This window comes from Sphingobacterium sp. UBA5996 (assembly GCF_002429765.1).
In the GTDB taxonomy this organism is placed as follows: Bacteria; Bacteroidota; Bacteroidia; order Sphingobacteriales; family Sphingobacteriaceae; genus Sphingobacterium.
This window is the reverse complement of the sequence record NZ_DJAS01000017.1, coordinates 227,357-248,779: the sequence shown is the minus strand read 5'-3', so window position 1 is coordinate 248,779 and position 21,423 is coordinate 227,357. Positions and strand designations below refer to the sequence as shown.

Here is a 21,423-nt window from a genome sequence, read left to right as displayed (position 1 = left end):
TGTTCTTTTGCAACGTATTGTATAAAAATTTCATACTGCATGGCAATCCAAACTTCCTATTTTATCGTAAATGATCATATAAAACTTTTAAATCACATGTAAAAAATAAAGATCATGAAAATTAAATCAATCTTATGGGCAGCTGCCACTGCAGCAACATTATTGGGAAGCACTTACATGAGCCAAGCTCAAACAAAGGAAAAAACTGTTATGGTGGGTGGTGCACCGATGTATCCTTCCAAAAACATTATTGAGAATGCAGTCAATTCTAAAGATCATACGACTTTAGTTGCTGCAGTAAAAGCTGCTGGGCTTGTGGAAACCTTACAGGGGCCTGGTCCTTTTACGGTTTTGGCTCCTACCAATGACGCTTTTGCTAAAGTACCCAAAGAGGCTCTAAATAATTTAATGAAGCCAGAAAACAGGGCTCAATTAACTTCAATATTGACTTATCACGTGATTCCTGGGAAATGGAGCGCTCCGCAAATCGTTCAAGCAATTAAGGATGGCAAAGGAACCTATTTAACCAAATCAGTGCAAGGTGGCGACCTTACTTTTTGGATGAAAGGGAAAGACGTTTATGTAAAAGACGCAAAAGGTAATAGCGCAAAAGTAACGGTTGCTGACGTCAATCAATCGAATGGGGTAATCCATGTGATAGATGCTGTATTGATGCCTTAAATAGGATGTGCACAGTAGTGTAGCGTAAACGAAGAGGAGGAGCAACGGTATCATTGTTCTTTCTTTTCGTTTACATCATTCGATGTTTACAATTTAGTTAAGTTATTAGCGCTATTAATCGTGATTAGAATACCAGTATATATTTTGAAGACTATGTGTACTGACTTTTGAAAATTGCAGTTCTGTTTGTGCTGATTTCAGAAATTTCTTCAGATTTCTGCTTTTAATTTCATCATACCTGTTTTTATATTCGACATCGTTTAAATAAATATCTTTCCCATTTGTCACGCAGAACCTAAAATATATCTTTGAAGTTTTTAAGGCAGGTGATTCGGTTTCATAGTTGTAAGCATAAAATCCGTAAATATTATTTTTTAAGTACTTCTGCGGAGATGCATTTCCTTTTTGTACATATATAAAATCTCCTTCGAACCAAATTGTCATACATACGGAGAGCGCCTTTAAAATAAAAAAGCATGTACCCAAATAGATAAGCATGAAAAACATCATGATCGTAAGATGGAATATTGCCTTAAAAAATATATAGTATAATAAACTATAGCATACTAAACATGGAATAATAATGAAAAGGCTCCAACTTGTGGGATAAGGTAAAACCTGTTTGAACGTAAATACATTACTTTTAGCCATCACTAAAGATACAATATATTTTTTTTCCATTCATCTGCATCTATATACAACCTATTTTTCAGAAAAATAAACATCATAATAATCATTAGCTTACTTCATAAAAGCGGATTATCCAAAGATCCATTTTGATGCCCGGGGAATCATTTTATAAAAACAAGCGACAAAGCCCCAGGAGATCAAGAAAACAATAGCTGCAGTGACAGGGATCTTTAACGATATCGGAATCGCAAGTATGTTAGCCAGCCAATAACCAAAACCTACAACAAAATAATGTATCAGATAAATTCCAAAACCGCATTTTGTAATATTTGAAAACACCTCTCTCCATTTAGATGATTTCACCTTAAACGTTCGAACAAACAAAAAAATGGCTAATGTCATCATTAATACCTGTGGCGAACAATATAAGAAAAACAGTTCGATCTGTTCCTCACTGGAGTTCGGATTGGCTACCATCCATTTAAAACCACTAAATGTGATTCCATACCCAATACCAAATAAGGGTATACTAACTAAAAGCGTTTTGCGAAAGGACCATACTTTGAAACGATGTGTCAATATATACCCAAGCAGTAAATACCCATTAAATCCAGCAAAATAATAAAATGTACCAAAACTATTCCAAGCACTAAGACCAAATAGTTCCTTCGAATAAAATGAGTAGGCATACGGCAAAAAAAGCGTGCATAACCAAATTACAAAAAAGACTTTTCGCTGCCCTGGCGTTGACTTCTCTACCCACGCAGAGAAGAAGGGCATATAAAGGTAGAGGCCTATCAGCATATAGATATACCACATAGGTACGGTGTAAACATTGAACTTAATCGGAATTAAGGAAATTTGAACGAGCGCACTCTTAAAAGTTTGGGCGGCGTCTTTCGGCGCATAGGCAAATACTTCTGATATGATCGTCGAGGGAAGACCGAGTACACCCGTAATCCAAGGAAAGAGGTTATACAATACAGACCACAATAAAAAAGGAACAGCGATCCGCAGAAGACGCTTTCTATAAAATTCGCCAATGTTCATTTTGACTGGAAGCAACAACAGCCCAGTAATCATAACAAAGATAGGCACACAGGCACGGAGCAGTGAGCCGTATATAGCTCCCCAATAGTTAAAATCCGGGTTTGATCGCGCTTCGGGCGACACATTAAACGGATCGGAACTGTGAATGGCAATCACCATGATTATAGCGATAAAACGCAATAGATCAACCCAGACAATTCTTTGCTGATCAAAATTAGAAAAAGAGGTTTGCATGCTCAACGTAATTTGGTTAAGATGCAAAAGTAGACAATCTGATTTTGAACAATTTTTAAGTAGTTAAAGAAATTGATGCTATTTACGCAAAGCGCAAAGTGTTACATGCGATATGCCGAGATTGGAAGCTATATAGCCTAGATTTACCCTTTGGATTAATTTAGCGTGATTTGCCATAAAATCTTCGTATCGTTTTTCGGCCGACAGATAAAATCGGTTGATTAACCTACGCTCCATCTCCACAAAGGCTCTTTGATGCACATACCGCATCCAGTTAGCAATATCAATATGACTACGACAGAGCACTTCCAATTGATCAATTGGCATAAAATATAACAACGAATCCTCGAGAACCTGAACTGTTTCACTCTCATAACCGGGCACAGGTCCGTGAAAACTATTTGTTGAATAAAGTAGATCCCCTTCTTTGCTAAACCAAGATGTAACTTCTTTTCCATCGCGTACTGTGTATGCCCGAGAAATTCCGTTCTCAACAAAATAAATATTTCTATCAATTCTATCTGGCTTTATCAGTATGGTCTTTTTTGACACACTCAGTTCTTTTAAACCGCTAAGCAATATTGCTAAAGACTCATCTCTTATGTCAAAATGCTTACGTATAGATGCGATGATATTATCCATGGAAGGCTATTTTCAATTCTTGGTAAACGACAAAGCTAAGGAAAAGCAATCTATAAAACCTTTTAAACTTTTGCACCTATAGTTTAACGAATAAGGGCATATCGCCAGATTAAAATCCAGATAATTTATCAACTTTCCGAAAAGCTCCTTGCGAATGGATCATCGCTGTTATTATAAAAAACTATGGTTTTATTTCCTTGTACATAGGCTGGAACTCGCGATGCCATTTCTCCAATTTATTATTCTTAAACCGAAACAAATAGAATTCATCATCAAAAGGAATATTTCTATAGGAAATCACTTCTATGGTATCCTTATAGCTAACTTCTTTTTGCGATATTGAATAGGATGCACCCAGAATAGTAACAACCTGCGATTTAGACATCCCCAGTTCAAGTTGCTCCATCTTTGATTTCCTCATTGTGGCAATTCGGGTACCTGAACAAGCAGATAAAAATATCGTTAAAAGAGTTAAAATGGTTATAAAATTTCTATTCATATTTCTAATATAAGAAATAAAATCGCTAGATTAACGGTTAAATACCTGAATATTATGACCATATCCTTCCAAAGCGTATAATATGAAAATAAAACTCCAATAGAAAAAATGAATCTATATATTATCACAGGTGGGCCTGGTGTTGGCAAAACAACATTGGTTGACTTTCTTAATAAAAAGGGCTTTTCAATTGTTCCTGAATCTGCTCGAGCCATCATTAAAGATCAAGTGAATAAAAATGGTGATGGCGTTCCTTGGAAAAACAAATACGTATATGCACAACTGATGTTTAAGGAATCGCTAGAGGCTTATCATCAAATTTTCAATGTTAGTTGCAATAAAACGGTCTTTTTTGATCGTGGACTGGTGGATACATTATGCTACATGAAAATGGAAAATATACCTGTAACTGATGACCAAATTAAAACTGTAAAGGATACGATTTATAACAGAAAGGTTTTCATATTACCGCCATGGGCTGAAATTTATGAAACTGATATGGAGCGAAAGCAAAGCTGGGAAGAAGCCGTTAATACTTATTGCAAAATGAAAGATACTTATATCGATCTGGGATATGATGTAATCACAGTTCCAACTGGTCCTGTTGAGAGCAGATATAATTTTGTTTTAAATCACATATAACTTATGTTAGGATGCTCTTGATGAACTAATTTACCAATAAAGCGTCACCTCATGTGGAAAAAATAGTATTACCACTGCAGATTCCAAAAGATCAGCTTTCAACTTTTTGGTCTTTAGCTTTGAAATTCGCAAAGTTCCTATTTTAGCTGATCGTAAAATGGCGGTAATGAATAAAAAAGGGGCCATCAAAATAGATGTGCCCCGATAAACTATAAACATTGAATATTTTTTTATTTGGATCAATATCCAAATATTTCATCAAGAGTTAATTTTTTAACATTTCCCAACCCAGACATCAGGCCTTCATTTAGGTCCTTTTCATCGCCTACAATGCAATAGATATACGGTTTATGACTGATATTATCGTTATGGAATGCTTTTAGATCTGAAAATGTCAGCTGAGGAAGCTTCTCAAAAATTATCTTTCTAGCATCTTCTGTAAGTCCACGACGTTGTGCGGCCAAATAGCTGGAAAGAATGCCTGCGCCAGTAATCCGTTCACTTGCCAACGACTTTAGTAAATTGGTGCGAATTGATTCTAGTCCTACCTTTGATTCTGGAAGCTCATTCAAAAGCTCATTCATACCGCTAACGGCATCTTTAAACTTATCAGATTGTGTTCCTATATACGCGCCTACCATACCGTGATTTTGCTTCTTTTGAGGCTGTCCATAGTAAGCATAAGTGGTATAGGCCAAAGCTTTGGATTCACGCAGCGTTTGAAAAACAATACTTCCCATGCCGCCTCCAAAATAACCGTTAAAGAAAGCCACTGTAGGTATTTGGTTTTTATCAAATAATCCGGAATTACGAACCCAGAAAACTTCTGCCTGCTTCATCGCATACTGGGCAAACAAGACTTTATTTTCGTTTGTAGGCTTTTCCTCAAATTTCATACCTTTCTCAATCGCTGAATAAGGTAAATCATGTTGTTTTAAAGGTTTCAGATTTTTCACTAAATCAGTCACCTCTTGGGGGCCATAATATAGGATGCGATGTTTGGCATTTGCTAGATGATGTAACACAGCTACGAGTTCAGATGCCTTCAATCCGTCAAGCTCCTGATCGGTGTAGGTGTAATTAAATGGATTTTTGGCGCCATAACGTGCATACGCTTTTAATCCTTCCATGATGGATGCCTTATTCTCCTTGGCATTAGCCCGCGACTTTTTGACGCGTTCAATATATGCTTTGAACGCCCCCTCGTCTACCACGCAATGGTGCATAAGATCGTGCAACAGGGCAAAGGATGCTGCGAAATTACTATTCATCCCTGAAACAGAAACGCTACTTTCTTCATTTCCCGAAGAGACCGAAAAGTCTGATGCCAATTTGTAGAATGCCTTGCTAAAGTCTTCGCTACTCTTATCTTTGGTACCCAAAAACTCCAAATATCCCACCGCAAGGCCTAATAATTTATTATCCCAGCTTCCAAAATCAAAATGATAGGTAAGGCTAAACAACTCATTATTTTTATTTTGAACGGCCAACACATCGATATCTTTCAATTTTGCTGTTGACATATCTTTTGCAAAATCAATCCATTTAGGTTTGATATCCTGCTCAGGCATCGCGTTGATCTGCTTCAAAAAGGCGGATTCAACATTTCGGTTAACAGTAATCGTCGTAATAGTCGGTTTCAATACTTTATCCACCTTGTCATCCTGTCCTTTTTGTTTATAGACAGCAACATAGTTCGCATCAGAAAGATACTTATTGGCAAAATGTACGATATCTTCTTTAGTAATTTTTGATAATCGATCGGTATAACCCAATTCTTTTGCCCAATCAATCTCCGATGTGAAGCCTGACATGAGCTGCTCCGCAGTGCTACTATAGTTATCGAATAACTTGATCTGCGCTTTCTTTTCATTATTAACGATTGAGGTCAGCAAGTCATCTGAAAACTGCCCTTTTCGCAATTTATCAAGCTCGCTCAGCAATAAGTTTTTGACATCATCCAGACTTTGTCCGGCACCGGGGTTCCCCTGAAGTATCAACATCGAATAATCTTTCAATACGTAGGGAAATGCACCTGCACCCAATAATTTCTGTGATTTAACTAGATTTAGGTCAATCAATCCCGCGGATCCATTGGTCAGCACATTTGCCATAAGATTCAGCATTTGCGCATCAGGATCAGCCGCCCCTGGAAAACGAAATCCCATCAGCAGATATTCCGCTGTAGGTCCCATGACAGTTCTAGTAACGGGACTCGTAATCGCTTGTTCCTTTTCAAAAGTGTAGGCTGGAACAGCTTTAGGTTTCATTGTGGAAAACGACTTGTCAATACGGTGAATAACATCGTTGGGATTGAAATCACCCGACATAATCACGCCCATATTATTGGGCACATAATAGGTCGTGTAATATTCCCGTATTGCCTTTAGCGAAGGGTTTTTAAGGTGTTCTACAGAGCCCAATACCGTTTGTTTTCCATAATTATTTTTCGGAAACATGGCCGCAAAAATAGTTTCTATAGCTTTTCTATTGTCGTTATCCAGACTGATATTTTTCTCTTCATAGACGGATTCCAGCTCGGTATGGAATAAACGCAGTATGGGATTTCTGAAGCGTTCGGCCTGAACCGTTAAATATTTGTCGAGCACATTATTGGGAATGTCTTCCACATAGACGGTCTGTTCAAAAGATGTAAATGCATTGGTTCCCTTGGAGCCCATACTACTCATCAGCTTGTCGTACTCATTCGGAATCGCATACTTAGCTGCTTCACCGGATACGCGATCAATTTCTTTATAGATCGCCGCCCGTTCATTAGCATCCGTTGTATGATTATATTTCTCATACAGATTGTCAACCTGATCCAACAATGGTTTTTCTTTCGACCAATCGAGACTACCAAATTTGTCGGTACCCTTAAAAAGCATATGTTCAAGATAATGCGCCAATCCGGTATGGTCTTTAGGATCTGTTTTACTTCCAGCCTTGGTCGCGATGTATGCTTGAATACGAGGCTGTTTGTTATTCGGGCTGAGGATGACAGTGAGACCGTTTTTAAGTTTGTAGAAACGGGTACGAACGGGATCGTTGGTCACATACTTATAAGTATATCCACCCTCTGTGGAATCTTTCCATACATATTTGCCTACTTGGGCCTGGATGCCGGTCGTAATGAACAATAGCGAAATAAAGGCTATTGTTTTAAATTTTCTATTCATAATTGGAAGTGATTTTTTAATTGACAACTTAAGGCTACTATCTATACAAGATTATTTACAGCAATAATCGAAATTAACAAGCTTAAACACAATAGTGAGTTAATAAATCAAGAAAAAGGATTGAAAAATTCAAAAAAACAAGAATAAATTCGCAAAAAACTTCAATTACCAGCATCTCCATTCATTTTTTTCTGTTTGAAAATCACGACTTAAGGTATTATTTTAAAAATTTGAATATAACCTTCCTTAAGCAATGAACCTTAAGTGACTAGAAGGATGCTACATATCTCGCTTAGCTACATCGTATCAGGTTGCAATCATAACATCGGTTTGGCTTAAACAAAAATATTCTTTAGATTGTTCGAAATGTAGAGCACATCCTCAAGAGATTGCTTCTTTTCCATTGTTTAAAATACAATTCATTACCGAGCTACCACTGGATAAGCTCTGCATATCATCTTAAATATAGGCTTGTTGGATTATACAATAGCGTATAATAAAAATTCTTTTTTGCAGACTACACTTAAGTGTAGCTAATCTTCGTGTAAACTGCAATATTTTTGAACGAAATAGTATTAATATCGTTTAAGATGCAAAAAAACATGAGTATTCACCAAGATCCATTATAATTATAACCACTATATCAGTCTGCACGCCAATATATAATAATGTCATTGCGGATTTTCGGCCCTGAGCTGCCGAAAGCTAATCCACTATATTCATCTAAAATCACTGATACATGAACTGTAAAAACTGCGGAACTACCATTGCTTCAAAATTTTGCCCAGACTGCGGACAGCCAGCGGTTCTCAAAAGAATAGACGCACATTACATTACTCATGAAATTGAGCATGTACTTCATTTTGAAAGGGGTATATTATATACGATCAAAGAACTTATTATCACTCCCGGCCAAAATGTAAAAAAATACATTTCGGAAAATCGAAGTCGGCTAGTCAAACCGATTATATTCATTATTGTGACTTCGTTGATATACTCCATTATCACGCACTTCTTCCATCTTGAAGACAAATATGTCCATTACAACGAAGCTAAGCCATCCACTACAGGAGTACTGTTTGCGTGGGTACAGGGGCATTATGGTTATGCAAACCTCATTATGGGTGTATTTATTGCGGCATGGATTCAGCTATTTTTTAAAAAGTATAATTATAACTTTTTTGAAATATTAATCTTACTATGCTTTGTCATGGGAATGGGCATGCTCATTTATGCCGTATTTTCCATTTTGCAAGGTGTCACTCATATGCGTATTGCTAATGTTGGCGGCATTGTAGGGATCGTATATTGCTCTTGGGCAATAGGACAATTCTTCGACGCTAAAAAGGCAGGAAATTACTTTAAAGCACTGGCTGCATATGTTTTAGGATTAATCACATTTTCAGTAATGGTTCTTCTACTGGGTCTAACCATTGATTACATGATCGGTTAAACTGAGGTATAACTATTGTGACAACTATCGGAGGATGGATTATTGTTAACAAAGGTGTAGCGTATACTCCTTGGCTTACCTTAGTATTTGGTGCACTCGCTTATTTCATGGTATTATTTAGAGGATACCTGGAGAAAAAGGAGGCTAAAAAGTAGGTGTAAAAAAACTTTGGTGTAGCGTATGTTTTCAGTTTGTCCGTTTAGATAGTAACGGACAAACTGGACAGCACCCAATCAAAACGTTGCTGTTTAGCCACTAAGTATACAAATGAGGTAAATATGTCTATGTCGGCGTTAACATAGGTAAATGACGATAGTAAGCTTGACTAATACCCTAGCTGCGCTAAACGTCCATACATTTCCACAAAAGCGCATTGATCCAATAGCCACTTAGACGTCTGCTTCTTCTCTAAAGTCCAATCAACGTCAAACAGTCCGTATTGATCCCTCATTTTGTACCAAGCCCTGTCAAGGTTTTTAGCAAAAATGTCAAGATAGGTTCTATTTCCATCCTGTTCAAATAAACTAACATACCCTCGCATCATTACGGCATGGAACCATAAATTACTATTCCTTAATATTGGGAAATTTTCCCCATCCCTAGTTTGGAAAAAATAGCTTAAACAGGATTTTGCTAGAACCTGTGCATCAAGGAGATACTTTTTTTCCTTCGTCAGCTTATAAAGCAATGCTGCAACCTGCAACATTTGCCCTGAATTATAGGAATACTTGGCTTTACCTATATTTCCATTGAGCTGAATATTATCCCAATACAGGTTATCCATTGGATCTTGCAGTGCTGCTTTCGTCCACGCATACAAACGCCTTCCCTCATTCAAGTATTCCTTGTCTTTCGTTGCTTCAAAGAGTTTAAGTGCGAATACTGCTGCAGGAGCGTTCGAACAGGTGTTTTTAGACTCTTTCTTCTGCTCGCACCAATAGATTCCACCGCCAAGCTTTTCATCTTCACCACTTTTCACAAAAGTCCAGATCTCTTCTGCATGCTTTAAGTAATCAATCTTTTTTGTCTGCACATAGCTATCGGTAAAATCGATTCCGAGCCAAACGTTGTCATCATAAAACCGGTCTGATGCTGGAGCAGAATTGATATAGGACGCATAACCAACAGGCTCCCTGGAATGATCCCTATATTCCATTAATCCCGGCAGCACGCGCTGGTCCAGGATCTTTTGATAAAGAGCTTTGTTCTTCGGGAGCTCCATCAATGTATTTACAGCGGAAAAGCTTCCCGAGAATGGCCATAGGTAGGCATATTTCTTTTGCCCGGCTGCCTGTTCGGGATTATCAAGATAGTCTGCTTTAAAGCTTTCGTCAAAAGGAAATTTCTCTGTTAACAGCTGGTTGTTGGCATTTCCATATTTAGCATAAATAACAGTTAAAGTCTCTTGGGCTCTTTCAGCAGACTGTCCTTTGCTGCGCTGTGCATTGCTGGTAAGATAGCATAAGCCTGACAGTAATACAGTGGTCGTTATTTTAGTAATTTGTTTCATCTGCATATAATTCTTTAAGAAGCCCTCGGAACCTGTTGGATCACGAAGGCTTCTTTGTATTCGTTCAATTATTTTAATTTATTTTGATAGCTTGCTAATCCTTCAAAGAGCATGGCTGCACTTGCATAGGCCGTAATTTCACTGTTGCCAATAGGTGGCTGCGCCCAGGATGGCCCAAAGAACAACGTCGGTAGACTTGTTCCCTTAGTCCAGGCAATTTTACCATTATTGACCAAAAACTTCTCAAACTTACTGCGGTAGGCTGCATCAATTCCTTCCTGATTTAAATAGTCTACGAAATATCTTATAAATATACCCTTAAACAATGCGCCATCACCATTTCCTTCATCGCGTAGAATATTGTTCCCTCCATCAATACATCGGGTAATGGTGTAGTAACTAATTTTTTGTGCGTCAATCAGATAAAGCTGATCTTTTGTAATCTTAAATAGTTCAACCGCAGTACCGAGTAATGTTCCTTGGTTGTAACTAAGCGTCGTCATATCTACATTGCCCGACTGACCATTGATATTATCATAAACGGCACCTGTTGAAGGGTTGTATAGGGTTGCTTTTTGCCACTCATAGATCTTTTTAGTCCAAGCGAGATACATCTCATCTTTTGTCAGGCGATACAACCGAGCTGCTAAAATACTAGCTGGCCCATTGGAACAGGCATTTTTGCTATACTGCATATCTTTGCGCCAAGCTAACCCACCGCCTGCATATTGTTCATTCCATGCACCAACGATATCCGCCCAGAGAAGTAACACAGTGTCGAGGTATTTTTGCTCTTTGGTAATTTCATACAAGCGCAGTATGGTTAATGCATTCCATTCCATATCATCATAGAACACATTATAGTAGCTGTTTCCATTTTTAATCTTTACACCATCGAACCATTTACTGAAATAGGCACTGTATTTGGCGTCTTTAGTTCGTAAATAGGCATCGATGACGACGTCCATGGCATGTGCATTGGGCCAATATTGAAATCCTACATCAGATTGATTGATCGCATTGTTAAAATACCCAGACTCATTCCAAAATCCGGCAATCATCTTATCGGAAACCTGTGTTGCAATAGCTTTCCAGCTTTCCTGTACGGTGTCTTCTTCCGTATAGCTGTCTTCAATTTTAGTACATCCGAAAAGTAGAAACACTATGGATGACAGTATAATCAATTTATTCATCAGGTCTTCTCCTTTAATTTGGTACCACGGTATGTGTATAATCCTTGTCGCCTTGTAGAATCATCGAAATTTTTGTTGGATGACCATCCACTGCTGCTGCAAATTTCCATTTATCATCCCACTGCGATAGATTGGGCAATATACGGACGAAATAATAAGATGGAGCTGATGAACTATTAGGTGCACTATCAGTTCCATTTTGGGTTCCCAATTGTAAGGTTTCTGCCTTTCCAGCCTTGACAGTTTCCATTTGAAATTTATAGCGTTGATCGCGACCCCAGCTTTCTTGTTTAAAATTGATGATACCCGTTGCAGCCCAAATTCCCTTACCTTGATAAGGTAGATCCAACACCACAGCTCCGGATGGCGAGAAATAAACGCCCATGTTTTTGATCTCGGTGTAGGTAACTGCTGCAACATTGAAATCTATTCGAATACGATATACTGCGGTCTTAGCAATGCTGTTACTTCCGGTTTCACCTTCTTTTATTTTGGTTTGATCTTCCGAATAGAAAACACGTCCCTCAGCAGACTTGCGATCCGTAAAAATATATTTTTTACCGGCTTCCAATTTTGTAAAGATCTCATATTCACCGTTCCCTACCAATTTAAAAGGTAAAGATGAAGCAACATCCGTCCCAGCCTCAGTTGCCTCTCCAGTGATAAATAATTCATCGGGGATTTCCGCAAAGCCTTCCAGTGTTTTGATGTTCAATACCTTTTTCGCTTTGCTCAACACTCGTTTCATTCCACGGATCGCATACACAGACCAGATTACATCGCCGCTCTCACCAGGGTTGATCCCCGCTTTCGTTGCTACCTGATTCAATATTTTGTGACTGATATTGGCGCCGTTTGAGTTTCCATTATTATCCGACGTAACTGTGTAAAGAGGTTTGCTAAAATCGCCGCCGGACTTGTCAAAGACAACTTCATATTGAGCTGCCCCACCGTCGGCTACCAAGGCCGACTCCCATTCAAAATACAGCGCTGCGGAGCTGGAACTTAATAATTTGACAGCTTTTCCATCTGCAGGGGCATATAGGTTCTCAACAGCAGACACCTCTGCGTCAGCGTATCTCATATCGTCTTTTTTACAGGAGACGATGCTCGCAGCCAATGCGACCATTGCTATAACTTTAAAATACCATTTCATGTCTTTATCATTAATTTATGGTTCGAAACGTACATTTTTTTAATGCGCCGTTTGCGCTAGTTTTTTAATTAATTTAGTTTGAGTAGCCCTGATTGTTAGGCAATAAATTTTTATTTAGATCGATCTGGGTTCGTGGTATCGACCAGAGATAGTCTCTACTTTCATCAAATCGACGGATATCCAGTTTGATATTACTATTGTTACCACCATATTTAGCGCCCAATACCTGGCCGTCCAAATAAGTTTTACCCGCCTTCCAGCGCATGATATCATAGTAACGCAATCCCTCAAGTGCGAGCTCGCTTCTCCGCTCATTTCGGACAATTGTTTTTAGGTCCCCGGTCGTCGGGAAGTCCAGCGCTTTTGATGCTTCAAAACCTGCCCGCTGACGAATAGGTCTGATCGTCATGTCCCATACAGCGGCATTCAGTTGTCCCAGTGCTTCTTTTGCTTCTGCATACATCAATAAGATATCGGCGTACCTGAACATGATGATGTTCAATCCGGCATCGTATTTTACCGTTGCTGTTACATCGTAGTATTTCTTTACGTAATAACCTGTCGCGGAAGCGTTGGCACTGGCACCCTGATATTCGTCGAGCCGTTCCTTATCGGTTGTACCCGAGCCGGGTTTGATAAAAATCTTGCGTGTTGTACCGTCAAAATCTGTCCATTGTCCGCCATGGAAAACGATGGTTGCAGCCATGCGTGGATCGCGGTTGACATAGGGATTACTGTCGTTATATTGCGGATCCGTAGCAATGGTATTTCCGCCCAGTGTCAAATAATTATCAACCAGACTTTGTAATGGTGCATATCCGTTTAAACGTGCCTGTGCAGAGATCGGTGCTGCATCATATAACTTATTCCAGGTTTTTAAAAGAGGTACATATGCATAATCCAGAATAACCTCTGCATTATATTCATTGGCTGCAGTAAACAACTCGGGATAACTGCGGAATAATGAATAAGTTCCAAATTCCGTTTGTTTTTTCATCAGATTTTCACAGTACTCCACTACTTTATTCCAGTTGCTTTCATACAGGTAGGCCCGGGCTTGAAAGGCTGAAGCGGCGCCCTTGGTAATCCGGCCGCGGTCGTCTGCCGGTAAAGCATCTTTGTTCGGTAGATCGGCCATGCATTGATCCAACTCCTGATGGATAAATGCCATAATAGTCGCTTTTTCTGTCCGTGGTAGAGCCTTGGACTCTTCCAGTGAGATATCTTTCGTGAAGAAAGGCACAGCGCCATAGAAATTAACAAGTCTAAAATAGAGAAATGCACGTATAAAGCGCACCTCGGCAGTACGGCGTTTTTTGAGTGCCGGGTCCATTCCGGGTACACGCTCCACATTCTCTAGATAGACATGGCAGGTCTTAATACCGCCGTAGAGATCGGACCACTCTGCCCCAAAGCGGCCCAGTGTCGGATCGGCAGTTCCATTACGGATTGCACGCTGGTCTGTGTTTGAGCGCCCCTCAAAAATATTATCACTCAGGGCTTCATCATTCCACATACGATCTGCTGAATACAGCTGATTATAGGCCATATTGACAATTTTTTCGGCATTGTCTGCGTAGTCCCAAAAATTTTCATCGGTAAAGCGGTCTGTTGGCAGCGTATCCAACTTATTACAGGATGTTAATTGGAGAATTGCCATTAAACTCAAGCCTCCTACAAGTATCTTATATAGTTTCATTACATAAAAGGTTAGAATTGAATATTTAATCCACCGCCATAGTATTTCAACGTCGGATAATTGCGGGCACTATTGGCCGAACCACCCATGTTAGAATCAAATTCGGAGGATTCGGGATCTATCCAGGAGTTTTTGCTCAAAGTCAGCAAGTTTTGGGCATTGATAAAAAAGCGAACGCGCTGCAATCCCAATTTCGACACTAGTTCTTTTGGCAACGAATAACCTACCTGTATATTTTTCAATCGCGCGTATTTCCCGTTGAAAAGATAGAGATCAGAATCTTTCCCAAAATTGTTGGTCGATGCTGTTGATCCATTTGCAGTCAATCGTGGCCAGCGTCCATCAATATTAGTCGGTGTCCAGTAATCGAGTTGATGCTGATAAATGGTATATGAATAATTCTGATGAAATGGTTCGATCAATTCTCCGCGGATCATCATATCGCGCTTGCCTACCCCTTGCCAGAACATACTAAAATCAAAATCTTTATAGTTCAGGTTATAGGTCAGCCCAAATGTAAACCGCGGGAAACCATTGCCCAAAACAAAGCGGTCCCGTGCATCGATAATTCCATCGTTATTCCGATCCACATACTTTACATCGCCCGGGCGCAGATCTGCTGCAGTAATACCGCTCGGTAAGGCCGAAGTTTCAATATCCGTGATATTTTGAAAGAATCCGGCCATCTTGTACCCATAGTAGGAATTATAAGGTAGCCCAACACGCGTCAATTTAGTAATGTTATCGACTGTTGAAATACGGTCATCACCGGGCATCGCAATAATCTTATTGTGGCTATCGCCCATATTCGCATTGATCGTATGGTGGAAATCGCCAGTTGTAGCCCGGTAGCTGAGGTTTATTTCCCAGCCCTCATTGTTCATTTCACCTAAATTCTGATTCTTTAAGGAAGTTCCGAATGTGGAAGGTATTTGTGGCGACATCAAGATATCAACTGTACGCTTTTTAAAATAATCGAAACTGGCCGTTAATTTATCGTGGAAGAAAGTGGCGTCCAAGCCAATATTGAAATTATAAGTTTTCTCCCAGCGTAGATCCAGACTAGCATAATTAAATCCCGCAGCAGAAACAGGTTTGTTGTTAAATCCATAACTGTTCTGATAGGATTCATAGGTAAAATAATACGCGTAGTCGTCTACGGCCTGATTGCCAAGAACACCATAGGTAGATCTGATTTTTAGGCTACCGACATGTTGTTTATACCAATTCATAAATACTTCGTCGGATGCCCGCCATCCGAGGGATCCCGAAGGAAAGAAGCCCCAGCGATTAGCTTTCGAGAACTTAGAAGATCCATCGTAGCGAAAGCTAAATTCGGCAAAATACCTACTTGCAAAGTCGTATCCTGCACGGCCGAAGATCGAATTGATACTATTTTGCAGCGTCCCATTTGGTGTTACACGGGCACTCACAGGGTCAATAACTGTCCCTGTCGTAGGTGTGCCGAGGACCGGATCAGTAAATTTCATTTTCAGTTCGTTTTGTCGGCGTGTATAGGATTCGTTGGATGCCCCAAATAGACCTGATACATGATGACTGCCAAAATTTCGGTCATAATCCAGGAGCAGCTGAAAGTTCAGTAAGGAAGCTTTTTCGTTAAAATCTTCCGTATTACGGTCTGAATTGACGTAGACCTGAGCTTGGGTGGCATCCGGACTGGAATATAGTGGCACCTGGATTCTACGGATAGAACGGTGATCGGCATAGATGTCCGCTCCGAATATACCACGCAGTTTTAAACCTTCGAAGAGTTTTGCTTCGAGATTCAGGTTGATATTAAAATAGTCGTTATCGTTTTTGATATAGCCGCCTTCATTCAGTTCAGCCAAAGGATTTTGATCTGTCAATGCATTGTTGACAAGGTATTTTCCATTATCGGCCTGCATGCGGTAGTAGTAGTAAGGAGGAAGTCGGGAAGCATTGATAATGGCACTTCCGGCCGTATTGCTCATGTTGTTGTTGCGTGTATAGGCTAAGATTGAGGTCAGTTTAAAACGGCCTATCTCTGTACTGAGGTTGCTCCGCAAATTGTACCGCTTAATGCCAAAGTCCTGTCCGACAAAGTTGCTGGGCTGATTGTAGAAGCCGCCTGAAAACAAATAGGAACTTTTATCGCCGCCCCCGGCCACACTGATATTATATTTTTGCTGGAAAGAGTTCTTCATGATTTCCGGCAAGTTCCACCGCTCGATATCCTGATGGGCATATAAGTCTGCGATAGCCGCTGGTGAAAACTGAGGATCCATTCCTGAGTTGGTCAGCGCAAGATTACGAAGGGTCGCATTTTCATATCCTGCAACCGGTGAAAATAAAATTTTGGGTTCTTGCACGCCCCACTGTGTGCCGACAGTCACTGCAGGCCGCTGATTTTGGCGTCCTCTTTTGGTGGTTACCAAAATAACGCCATTGGCAGACCTCGAACCGTATATCGCCGTAGAACCTGCATCTTTCAATACCGACACCGTTTCGATATCATCCGGATTGATCTTATTGAGCGTTCCACCTTCTGTAATAATTCCATCGATCACCACCAGCGGTGCATTACTGTTTATGGTAGATATCCCACGAATATTGATATTCATCGAATTATCGTTGGGGTCCATGCTTTTCTGTTGGATGGTCAAGCTGGGCGAGGCTCCCTGAAGAGCTTGCGTTACATTGCCTACAGGTCGGTTTTCGAAAGTCTTCGCACTGATCTGATCAACGGCCCCGACAACACGCTGACGTGTCGTAGTACCATAGCCGATTACGATAACTTCTTCGAGCTGACTGTTGCTATTTTTCATGATTACATTGAGCTGCCCCGATCCATCGGTCCGCAGGGAGGACAGTTCCCCGGTGAATGCATCATAACCAACAGAGGAGAATATCAGGGTCGCTTTGGGCGAAAGGTTTGTGAGCGTAAATAGACCATCACCATTGGTGGTAGTACCTATAGATTCATTTCCTTTGACCCGCACAGAGACATTTGCAAGAGGTTCGCCACGGTCATTGGTCACCCGTCCTTTTACAGGAACCTGATTTGGGGTCATCGTAAACGCCATCGGTGCGGACTTTATAGAAGCTTTTGGCTTATCATAAATGACCACAGTCTTATTATCCAACTGGTAAGACAATGGCTGATCTTTAAAAATCTGGTCCAATACATCCGACAATTGACGGTCCCTAACTTTTATGTCAACAGACTTCGCGTTTACCATCTGCCGTTCCGTGTACAGAAAATTATATCCCGTCTGGGATTTGAGTTCCCTAAATATTTTCTTAAGGCTCATGTTGGAGTATTCTAATGTTACCTTTTGTGCAAAGGTGGTAGCGCTAACCTGCATAAAAGTAACCAAGATAATTATGGTTGTCAATCGCATAATAAGCCATAGTTTACGGAATAGCAGATACGCTATCTCCTTTTTTCTGATATAATTTTGATACATTTGTAAGGTTTATTTGCAGTGTATTCGAGTCGTCCAAAACAGAAACATACTGCAGATTGGATAGTTAAATTTAATTGTCCCTAACGGCAACCGAGTCCCTTCAGGATCTTGGTTGCTTTTTTATACCCCCACCTTTGTGGCTATTCGTTTTGTCGTTTTTTGTTCATCGGTTCGTTTATTTAGGTTATTGTGTAATTAATTATTTACAGGATCATTACGGAAGTACATGTATTTTTTTTCCGTCTATTCTGAAATGTACGGCACCCGTTTTTTCGAGCAGGCTTAAGACTTTTTGAACATCATCAAAACGCGATATTCCGCCACCAAATTTCTCGGTTGTTTTTTTACCCTGATAGATGACCTCGACATTATACCAGCGTGCAACCTTGCGCATCACGCTTTCGATATCATCTTCGTCAAACATAAATTCGTTGTTTGTCCAGGCAATAACCGGAGCTGTATCTATTGGATGGGATTTTAGCACCCCATGCGCTGTAAGGCTCGACTGCTCTCCCGGCGCTAATAGCAATTTTTGATTATGGGAACTGACCTGCACACGACCCTCAAGAAGAGTAGTCTGTACCGCCGATTCGTCGGCATAACTGTTTACATTGAAATGAGTACCGAGCACTTTGACCTGCTGGTCTGCTGCCTGAACAATAAAAGGCTGTTTGGCATCCTTCGCTACCTCAAAATAAGCTTCTCCGGTCAGTGTGACAGTTCTGTCTTTCTGATTAGCAAAACTAACGGGATAGCTGAGCGAAGAGGCCGCATTGAGCCATACCTGTGTACCATCAGGTAGTTTAATCCGATAGGTTTCTCCTTTGGTTGTCGATAAGGTATTATGTTCGCTATCGCCTTGCGTCTTACCGCTGACCTCGTAAATCAGTTGGCCATCCGTTGTTTTAGAGATTCTTATGCCCGATTGTTCCAAAAGCCGACCATTCTGTGCTTCATGTAGACGAATCTGCTTGCCGTTGGCCAGCGTTAAGGTGGCGGATTGTTTTCCCGGCGATATTACATTTTGTGCAGCTTGCGGAGCTACGCTTTTATGTTCAACGGTAAGAAACCAGCGACCAATAAAAAATAGTCCAATAATAGCCGCTGCGATTGCGCCGATACGTTTCCAATCCCACAGCGATCTTGTTTTCGGTTTATTGATCTGAAGATGCAATTGGTCCCAGGTATTATCCAGTACAGCCAATAAGGTTGGATCATCCAACAGATGTTGATCGATGGGATCTTCCAAAACCTCCTGAATGAGTTCTTGAAGTAATATTTTATCCTTGCCTGATTTTACATAGCACAAAAACGCACGTGAATTTTCTTCGCTAAGTTTCCCCTGTATATACTGCCTTAGCGTATATTGAAGTGTTTTCTTTTCCACAATTGGTTACCCTCTTTTCAGCTAATACACTTCGGCGGTACAGATCATCTGCTCTGCCAGCAAATTTATTTTACTTTTTTTCTGTGCAATGAAAATTTTATGCGTTAATGCTGTTGGAGAAGTAAAAATGAAATAATGAGCAATGTGGATTTATCCAGGATCCCATGTTTCTCTTTTATATATTTCGTAGCTTTTACGATATGGTCGTTAATTGTAGAAGTCGATATACTCAATAAGTCGCTTACTTCGGCGTAGGTTTTGCCCTCAATTTTACAAAGCTTGTAGATCAGTTTGCGTTGCGGCGGCAGCTGGTCAATGGTCTGTGACAGCCATTCTTCATACTGCTTTTCATAGAGTTCCTCTTCGACGTGACTGTATAAGGCTGTATTGTGATGGCTGAGATAGGCCTGAACTTGTTTTTCGAGGTTATTTCGTCGGATAAAATTATAGACAGTATATTTAGCGATCTGGAATAGATAAGATCGAAAAGGCTGCTCGGGATCAATCAACTCCCGCTTATCCCATACTTTAATAAATACTTCCTGTAACAGTTCGACTGCGTCTTCTTCGGACTTGACCATCTTACGGATGTTGAGATAAATACGCCCACTATACATACTGTAGACCTGCCGGAAAGCACGCTGGCAGCCGGAACGAAGGGAGATCAAGACAGACTTCTCTTCAGCGTAGTCGTATTTTTGTGTATCCATGGTCACGTTTTACCCTTTCATCGATAGCAAATATTGCTAAACGTTTATTGTATTTGGTTATCTATTTCCAATCTTAAAAGTTATGGTATAAACTAGTAAGGCTCATAAATTAGTGAGCGCCATACAAGATAACTGCGTGAAGCACGAATATTTCATCATATTGCCGTTCCCCCTTTATCGTTTAACTTGCATAAGGACTATCTAAGATGGTTATATGCAAATGTACTAAAAACTAAAACGGTTTTGCCTATATTATTCTTTTTTTCCCAGCAACCGTGTTATTCGTTAACTACATTTTTGGTTGCTGATCCGAAAACTAATTTTCTGAACAATAGTGCGAATCACGCTCATCACTTAATTCCGAATCCTTTGGAATGAAATAGGGAATCCTGTTATACAATTTGAAATAGGAGCTAAACAGTAGATTTTTCCGGATAGCAAGCAGGATCACATCGAACACGAACAGCCTTAATAACAAAGAAAGGAGTAGAAAGCTACTGCATTCTACTCCTTTTTAGCCTTTTCTAAAAGTGGAACTTTTGGCTGAAATTTAACGGTAATTGAGCGAACTGTTTTACAACAAAAACCCTCATTTCCAACCCATTAATACTAGTATGTACTGCTGTTGTATTTTTTCTACTTCCACCAATAGTAATAGTTGTGATTGCCATCATATTCGAAACCACAACGTGGATATAGCTTATTCCCTATGTCGTTTGTTTTTTCCGTTTCAAGCATCAATCCGCAAGCTTCTGTTTCGCCACACCACTGTTTTGCTTGGTTTATCAATGCCACAGATAAGCCATGCCCTCGATAATCAGGATGTACGAACAAATCACTTAACAGATATTGCTTTGCAAGTTTAATGTAATGGTACAGTTTGTAAAGCTGTACAAAACCAACAGCTTTACCATTTGCATATACCACAAAAATAGTGGATTGATCGTGAATCATTCGTTCCCTTACAAACTGTCTACACTGCTGGTAGTCGTCATTCTGACGGTAAAAAATCCGGTAAAGGTTAAATAATTCTGCGGTTTCGTCTAATTCGTTGAGACCTACTTTTTTAATGTTAAACTCCATTTTTTATGAGTGTTGTTGATTATGCTAAAATAGATGATAATAAGATGAGCTTAGTGGTACAGTTTATCAAAAAACGGGTATGCCAGTACATAAGATTTGGTTACTGCTTTCGATTTTACATTCACCTTAATCGTATTGAATGGCCTATACCGAGCTTTACATGAATTACCCGTCTGTTTTGACGTCATTGTACTTTATTTGAAATCACATCTGAACCTGTAAAGCC

General features: G+C 39.9%; 16 protein-coding genes. 4 read left to right on the top strand and 12 right to left on the bottom strand.

Annotated features, from left to right (window positions below):
- Positions 1 to 114: 114 nt before the first annotated feature.
- Entirely contained in the window at positions 115 to 681 is a 567-nt protein-coding gene (locus B3E00_RS13980; protein ID WP_293884863.1) for a fasciclin domain-containing protein, read from the top strand.
- 759 nt (positions 682 to 1,440) lie between these two features.
- On the opposite strand, the gene B3E00_RS13975 is transcribed toward B3E00_RS13980, so the two are convergent.
- From B3E00_RS13975 to B3E00_RS13965, 3 genes are all read right to left on the bottom strand, one after another.
- Positions 1,441 to 2,595: an acyltransferase gene (locus B3E00_RS13975; RefSeq protein WP_293938926.1), complete on the bottom strand. Its 1,155-nt coding sequence runs from the start codon at positions 2,593 to 2,595 to the stop codon at positions 1,441 to 1,443.
- A 78-nt stretch (positions 2,596 to 2,673) separates the two neighbouring features.
- Positions 2,674 to 3,237 (bottom strand): Crp/Fnr family transcriptional regulator, encoded by a 564-nt coding sequence (locus tag B3E00_RS13970; RefSeq protein WP_293884861.1) that lies wholly within the window; start codon positions 3,235 to 3,237, stop codon positions 2,674 to 2,676.
- 181 nt (positions 3,238 to 3,418) lie between these two features.
- Entirely contained in the window at positions 3,419 to 3,658 is a 240-nt protein-coding gene (locus B3E00_RS13965; protein WP_293938924.1) for a hypothetical protein, read from the bottom strand.
- A gap of 186 nt (positions 3,659 to 3,844) precedes the next feature.
- Between B3E00_RS13965 and B3E00_RS13960 the strand changes: the two genes are divergently transcribed.
- Positions 3,845 to 4,378, top strand: coding sequence for an AAA family ATPase (locus B3E00_RS13960; RefSeq protein ID WP_293938922.1), 534 nt, complete (start codon positions 3,845 to 3,847; stop codon positions 4,376 to 4,378).
- Positions 4,379 to 4,617: 239 nt separating this feature from the next.
- Here the strand turns inward: B3E00_RS13960 and B3E00_RS13955 are convergent, their stop codons facing one another.
- Entirely contained in the window at positions 4,618 to 7,557 is a 2,940-nt protein-coding gene (locus tag B3E00_RS13955) for a M16 family metallopeptidase (protein WP_293938920.1), read from the bottom strand.
- A 739-nt stretch (positions 7,558 to 8,296) separates the two neighbouring features.
- Here B3E00_RS13955 and B3E00_RS13950 point away from each other — a divergent pair.
- The gene (locus B3E00_RS13950) at positions 8,297 to 9,010 is read left to right on the top strand and encodes a DUF3667 domain-containing protein (RefSeq protein WP_293884857.1); all 714 of its coding nucleotides are present in this window, start codon (positions 8,297 to 8,299) and stop codon (positions 9,008 to 9,010) included.
- Between the two features lie 17 nt (positions 9,011 to 9,027).
- A complete protein-coding gene (locus tag B3E00_RS13945; protein WP_293938918.1) occupies positions 9,028 to 9,165 on the top strand; it encodes a hypothetical protein in 138 nt (45 codons plus the stop codon).
- Positions 9,166 to 9,335: 170 nt separating this feature from the next.
- Here the strand turns inward: B3E00_RS13945 and B3E00_RS13940 are convergent, their stop codons facing one another.
- The 8 genes from B3E00_RS13940 to B3E00_RS13905 form a co-directional block, all read right to left on the bottom strand.
- Positions 9,336 to 10,520, bottom strand: a complete 1,185-nt coding sequence (locus B3E00_RS13940) for a glycoside hydrolase family 76 protein (protein WP_293938917.1) — start codon at positions 10,518 to 10,520, stop codon at positions 9,336 to 9,338.
- A gap of 68 nt (positions 10,521 to 10,588) precedes the next feature.
- Complete coding sequence (locus B3E00_RS13935; protein WP_293938916.1) at positions 10,589 to 11,713, bottom strand: glycoside hydrolase family 76 protein; 1,125 nt, start codon at positions 11,711 to 11,713, stop codon at positions 10,589 to 10,591.
- 13 nt (positions 11,714 to 11,726) lie between these two features.
- Positions 11,727 to 12,869 (bottom strand): SusE domain-containing protein, encoded by a 1,143-nt coding sequence (locus tag B3E00_RS13930; RefSeq protein ID WP_293938914.1) that lies wholly within the window; start codon positions 12,867 to 12,869, stop codon positions 11,727 to 11,729.
- A gap of 73 nt (positions 12,870 to 12,942) precedes the next feature.
- Positions 12,943 to 14,568: a RagB/SusD family nutrient uptake outer membrane protein gene (locus B3E00_RS13925; protein ID WP_293884853.1), complete on the bottom strand. Its 1,626-nt coding sequence runs from the start codon at positions 14,566 to 14,568 to the stop codon at positions 12,943 to 12,945.
- An 11-nt stretch (positions 14,569 to 14,579) separates the two neighbouring features.
- Entirely contained in the window at positions 14,580 to 18,017 is a 3,438-nt protein-coding gene (locus B3E00_RS13920; RefSeq protein WP_293938913.1) for a TonB-dependent receptor, read from the bottom strand.
- A gap of 214 nt (positions 18,018 to 18,231) precedes the next feature.
- Positions 18,232 to 19,404: a FecR family protein gene (locus B3E00_RS13915; protein ID WP_293938911.1), complete on the bottom strand. Its 1,173-nt coding sequence runs from the start codon at positions 19,402 to 19,404 to the stop codon at positions 18,232 to 18,234.
- Positions 19,405 to 19,508: 104 nt separating this feature from the next.
- A complete protein-coding gene (locus B3E00_RS13910; protein ID WP_293938910.1) occupies positions 19,509 to 20,114 on the bottom strand; it encodes an RNA polymerase sigma factor in 606 nt (201 codons plus the stop codon).
- Positions 20,115 to 20,750: 636 nt separating this feature from the next.
- The gene (locus B3E00_RS13905; protein WP_209578022.1) at positions 20,751 to 21,197 is read right to left on the bottom strand and encodes a GNAT family N-acetyltransferase; all 447 of its coding nucleotides are present in this window, start codon (positions 21,195 to 21,197) and stop codon (positions 20,751 to 20,753) included.
- Positions 21,198 to 21,423 lie beyond the last annotated feature (226 nt).

What these genes read in the sequence shown, in the direction of transcription:
- B3E00_RS13980 (WP_293884863.1), top strand. Translation starts at nt 115, where the DNA reads ATGAAAATTAAATCAATCTTATGGGCAGCTGCCACTGCAGCAACATTA.
- B3E00_RS13975 (WP_293938926.1), bottom strand. Translation starts at nt 2,595, where the DNA reads ATGCAAACCTCTTTTTCTAATTTTGATCAGCAAAGAATTGTCTGGGTT.
- B3E00_RS13970 (WP_293884861.1), bottom strand. Translation starts at nt 3,237, where the DNA reads ATGGATAATATCATCGCATCTATACGTAAGCATTTTGACATAAGAGAT.
- B3E00_RS13965 (WP_293938924.1), bottom strand. Translation starts at nt 3,658, where the DNA reads ATGAGGAAATCAAAGATGGAGCAACTTGAACTGGGGATGTCTAAATCG.
- B3E00_RS13960 (WP_293938922.1), top strand. Translation starts at nt 3,845, where the DNA reads ATGAATCTATATATTATCACAGGTGGGCCTGGTGTTGGCAAAACAACA.
- B3E00_RS13955 (WP_293938920.1), bottom strand. Translation starts at nt 7,557, where the DNA reads ATGAATAGAAAATTTAAAACAATAGCCTTTATTTCGCTATTGTTCATT.
- B3E00_RS13950 (WP_293884857.1), top strand. Translation starts at nt 8,297, where the DNA reads ATGAACTGTAAAAACTGCGGAACTACCATTGCTTCAAAATTTTGCCCA.
- B3E00_RS13940 (WP_293938917.1), bottom strand. Translation starts at nt 10,520, where the DNA reads ATGAAACAAATTACTAAAATAACGACCACTGTATTACTGTCAGGCTTA.
- B3E00_RS13935 (WP_293938916.1), bottom strand. Translation starts at nt 11,713, where the DNA reads ATGAATAAATTGATTATACTGTCATCCATAGTGTTTCTACTTTTCGGA.
- B3E00_RS13930 (WP_293938914.1), bottom strand. Translation starts at nt 12,869, where the DNA reads ATGAAATGGTATTTTAAAGTTATAGCAATGGTCGCATTGGCTGCGAGC.
- B3E00_RS13925 (WP_293884853.1), bottom strand. Translation starts at nt 14,568, where the DNA reads ATGAAACTATATAAGATACTTGTAGGAGGCTTGAGTTTAATGGCAATT.
- B3E00_RS13920 (WP_293938913.1), bottom strand. Translation starts at nt 18,017, where the DNA reads ATGTATCAAAATTATATCAGAAAAAAGGAGATAGCGTATCTGCTATTC.
- B3E00_RS13910 (WP_293938910.1), bottom strand. Translation starts at nt 20,114, where the DNA reads ATGGATACACAAAAATACGACTACGCTGAAGAGAAGTCTGTCTTGATC.
- B3E00_RS13905 (WP_209578022.1), bottom strand. Translation starts at nt 21,197, where the DNA reads ATGGAGTTTAACATTAAAAAAGTAGGTCTCAACGAATTAGACGAAACC.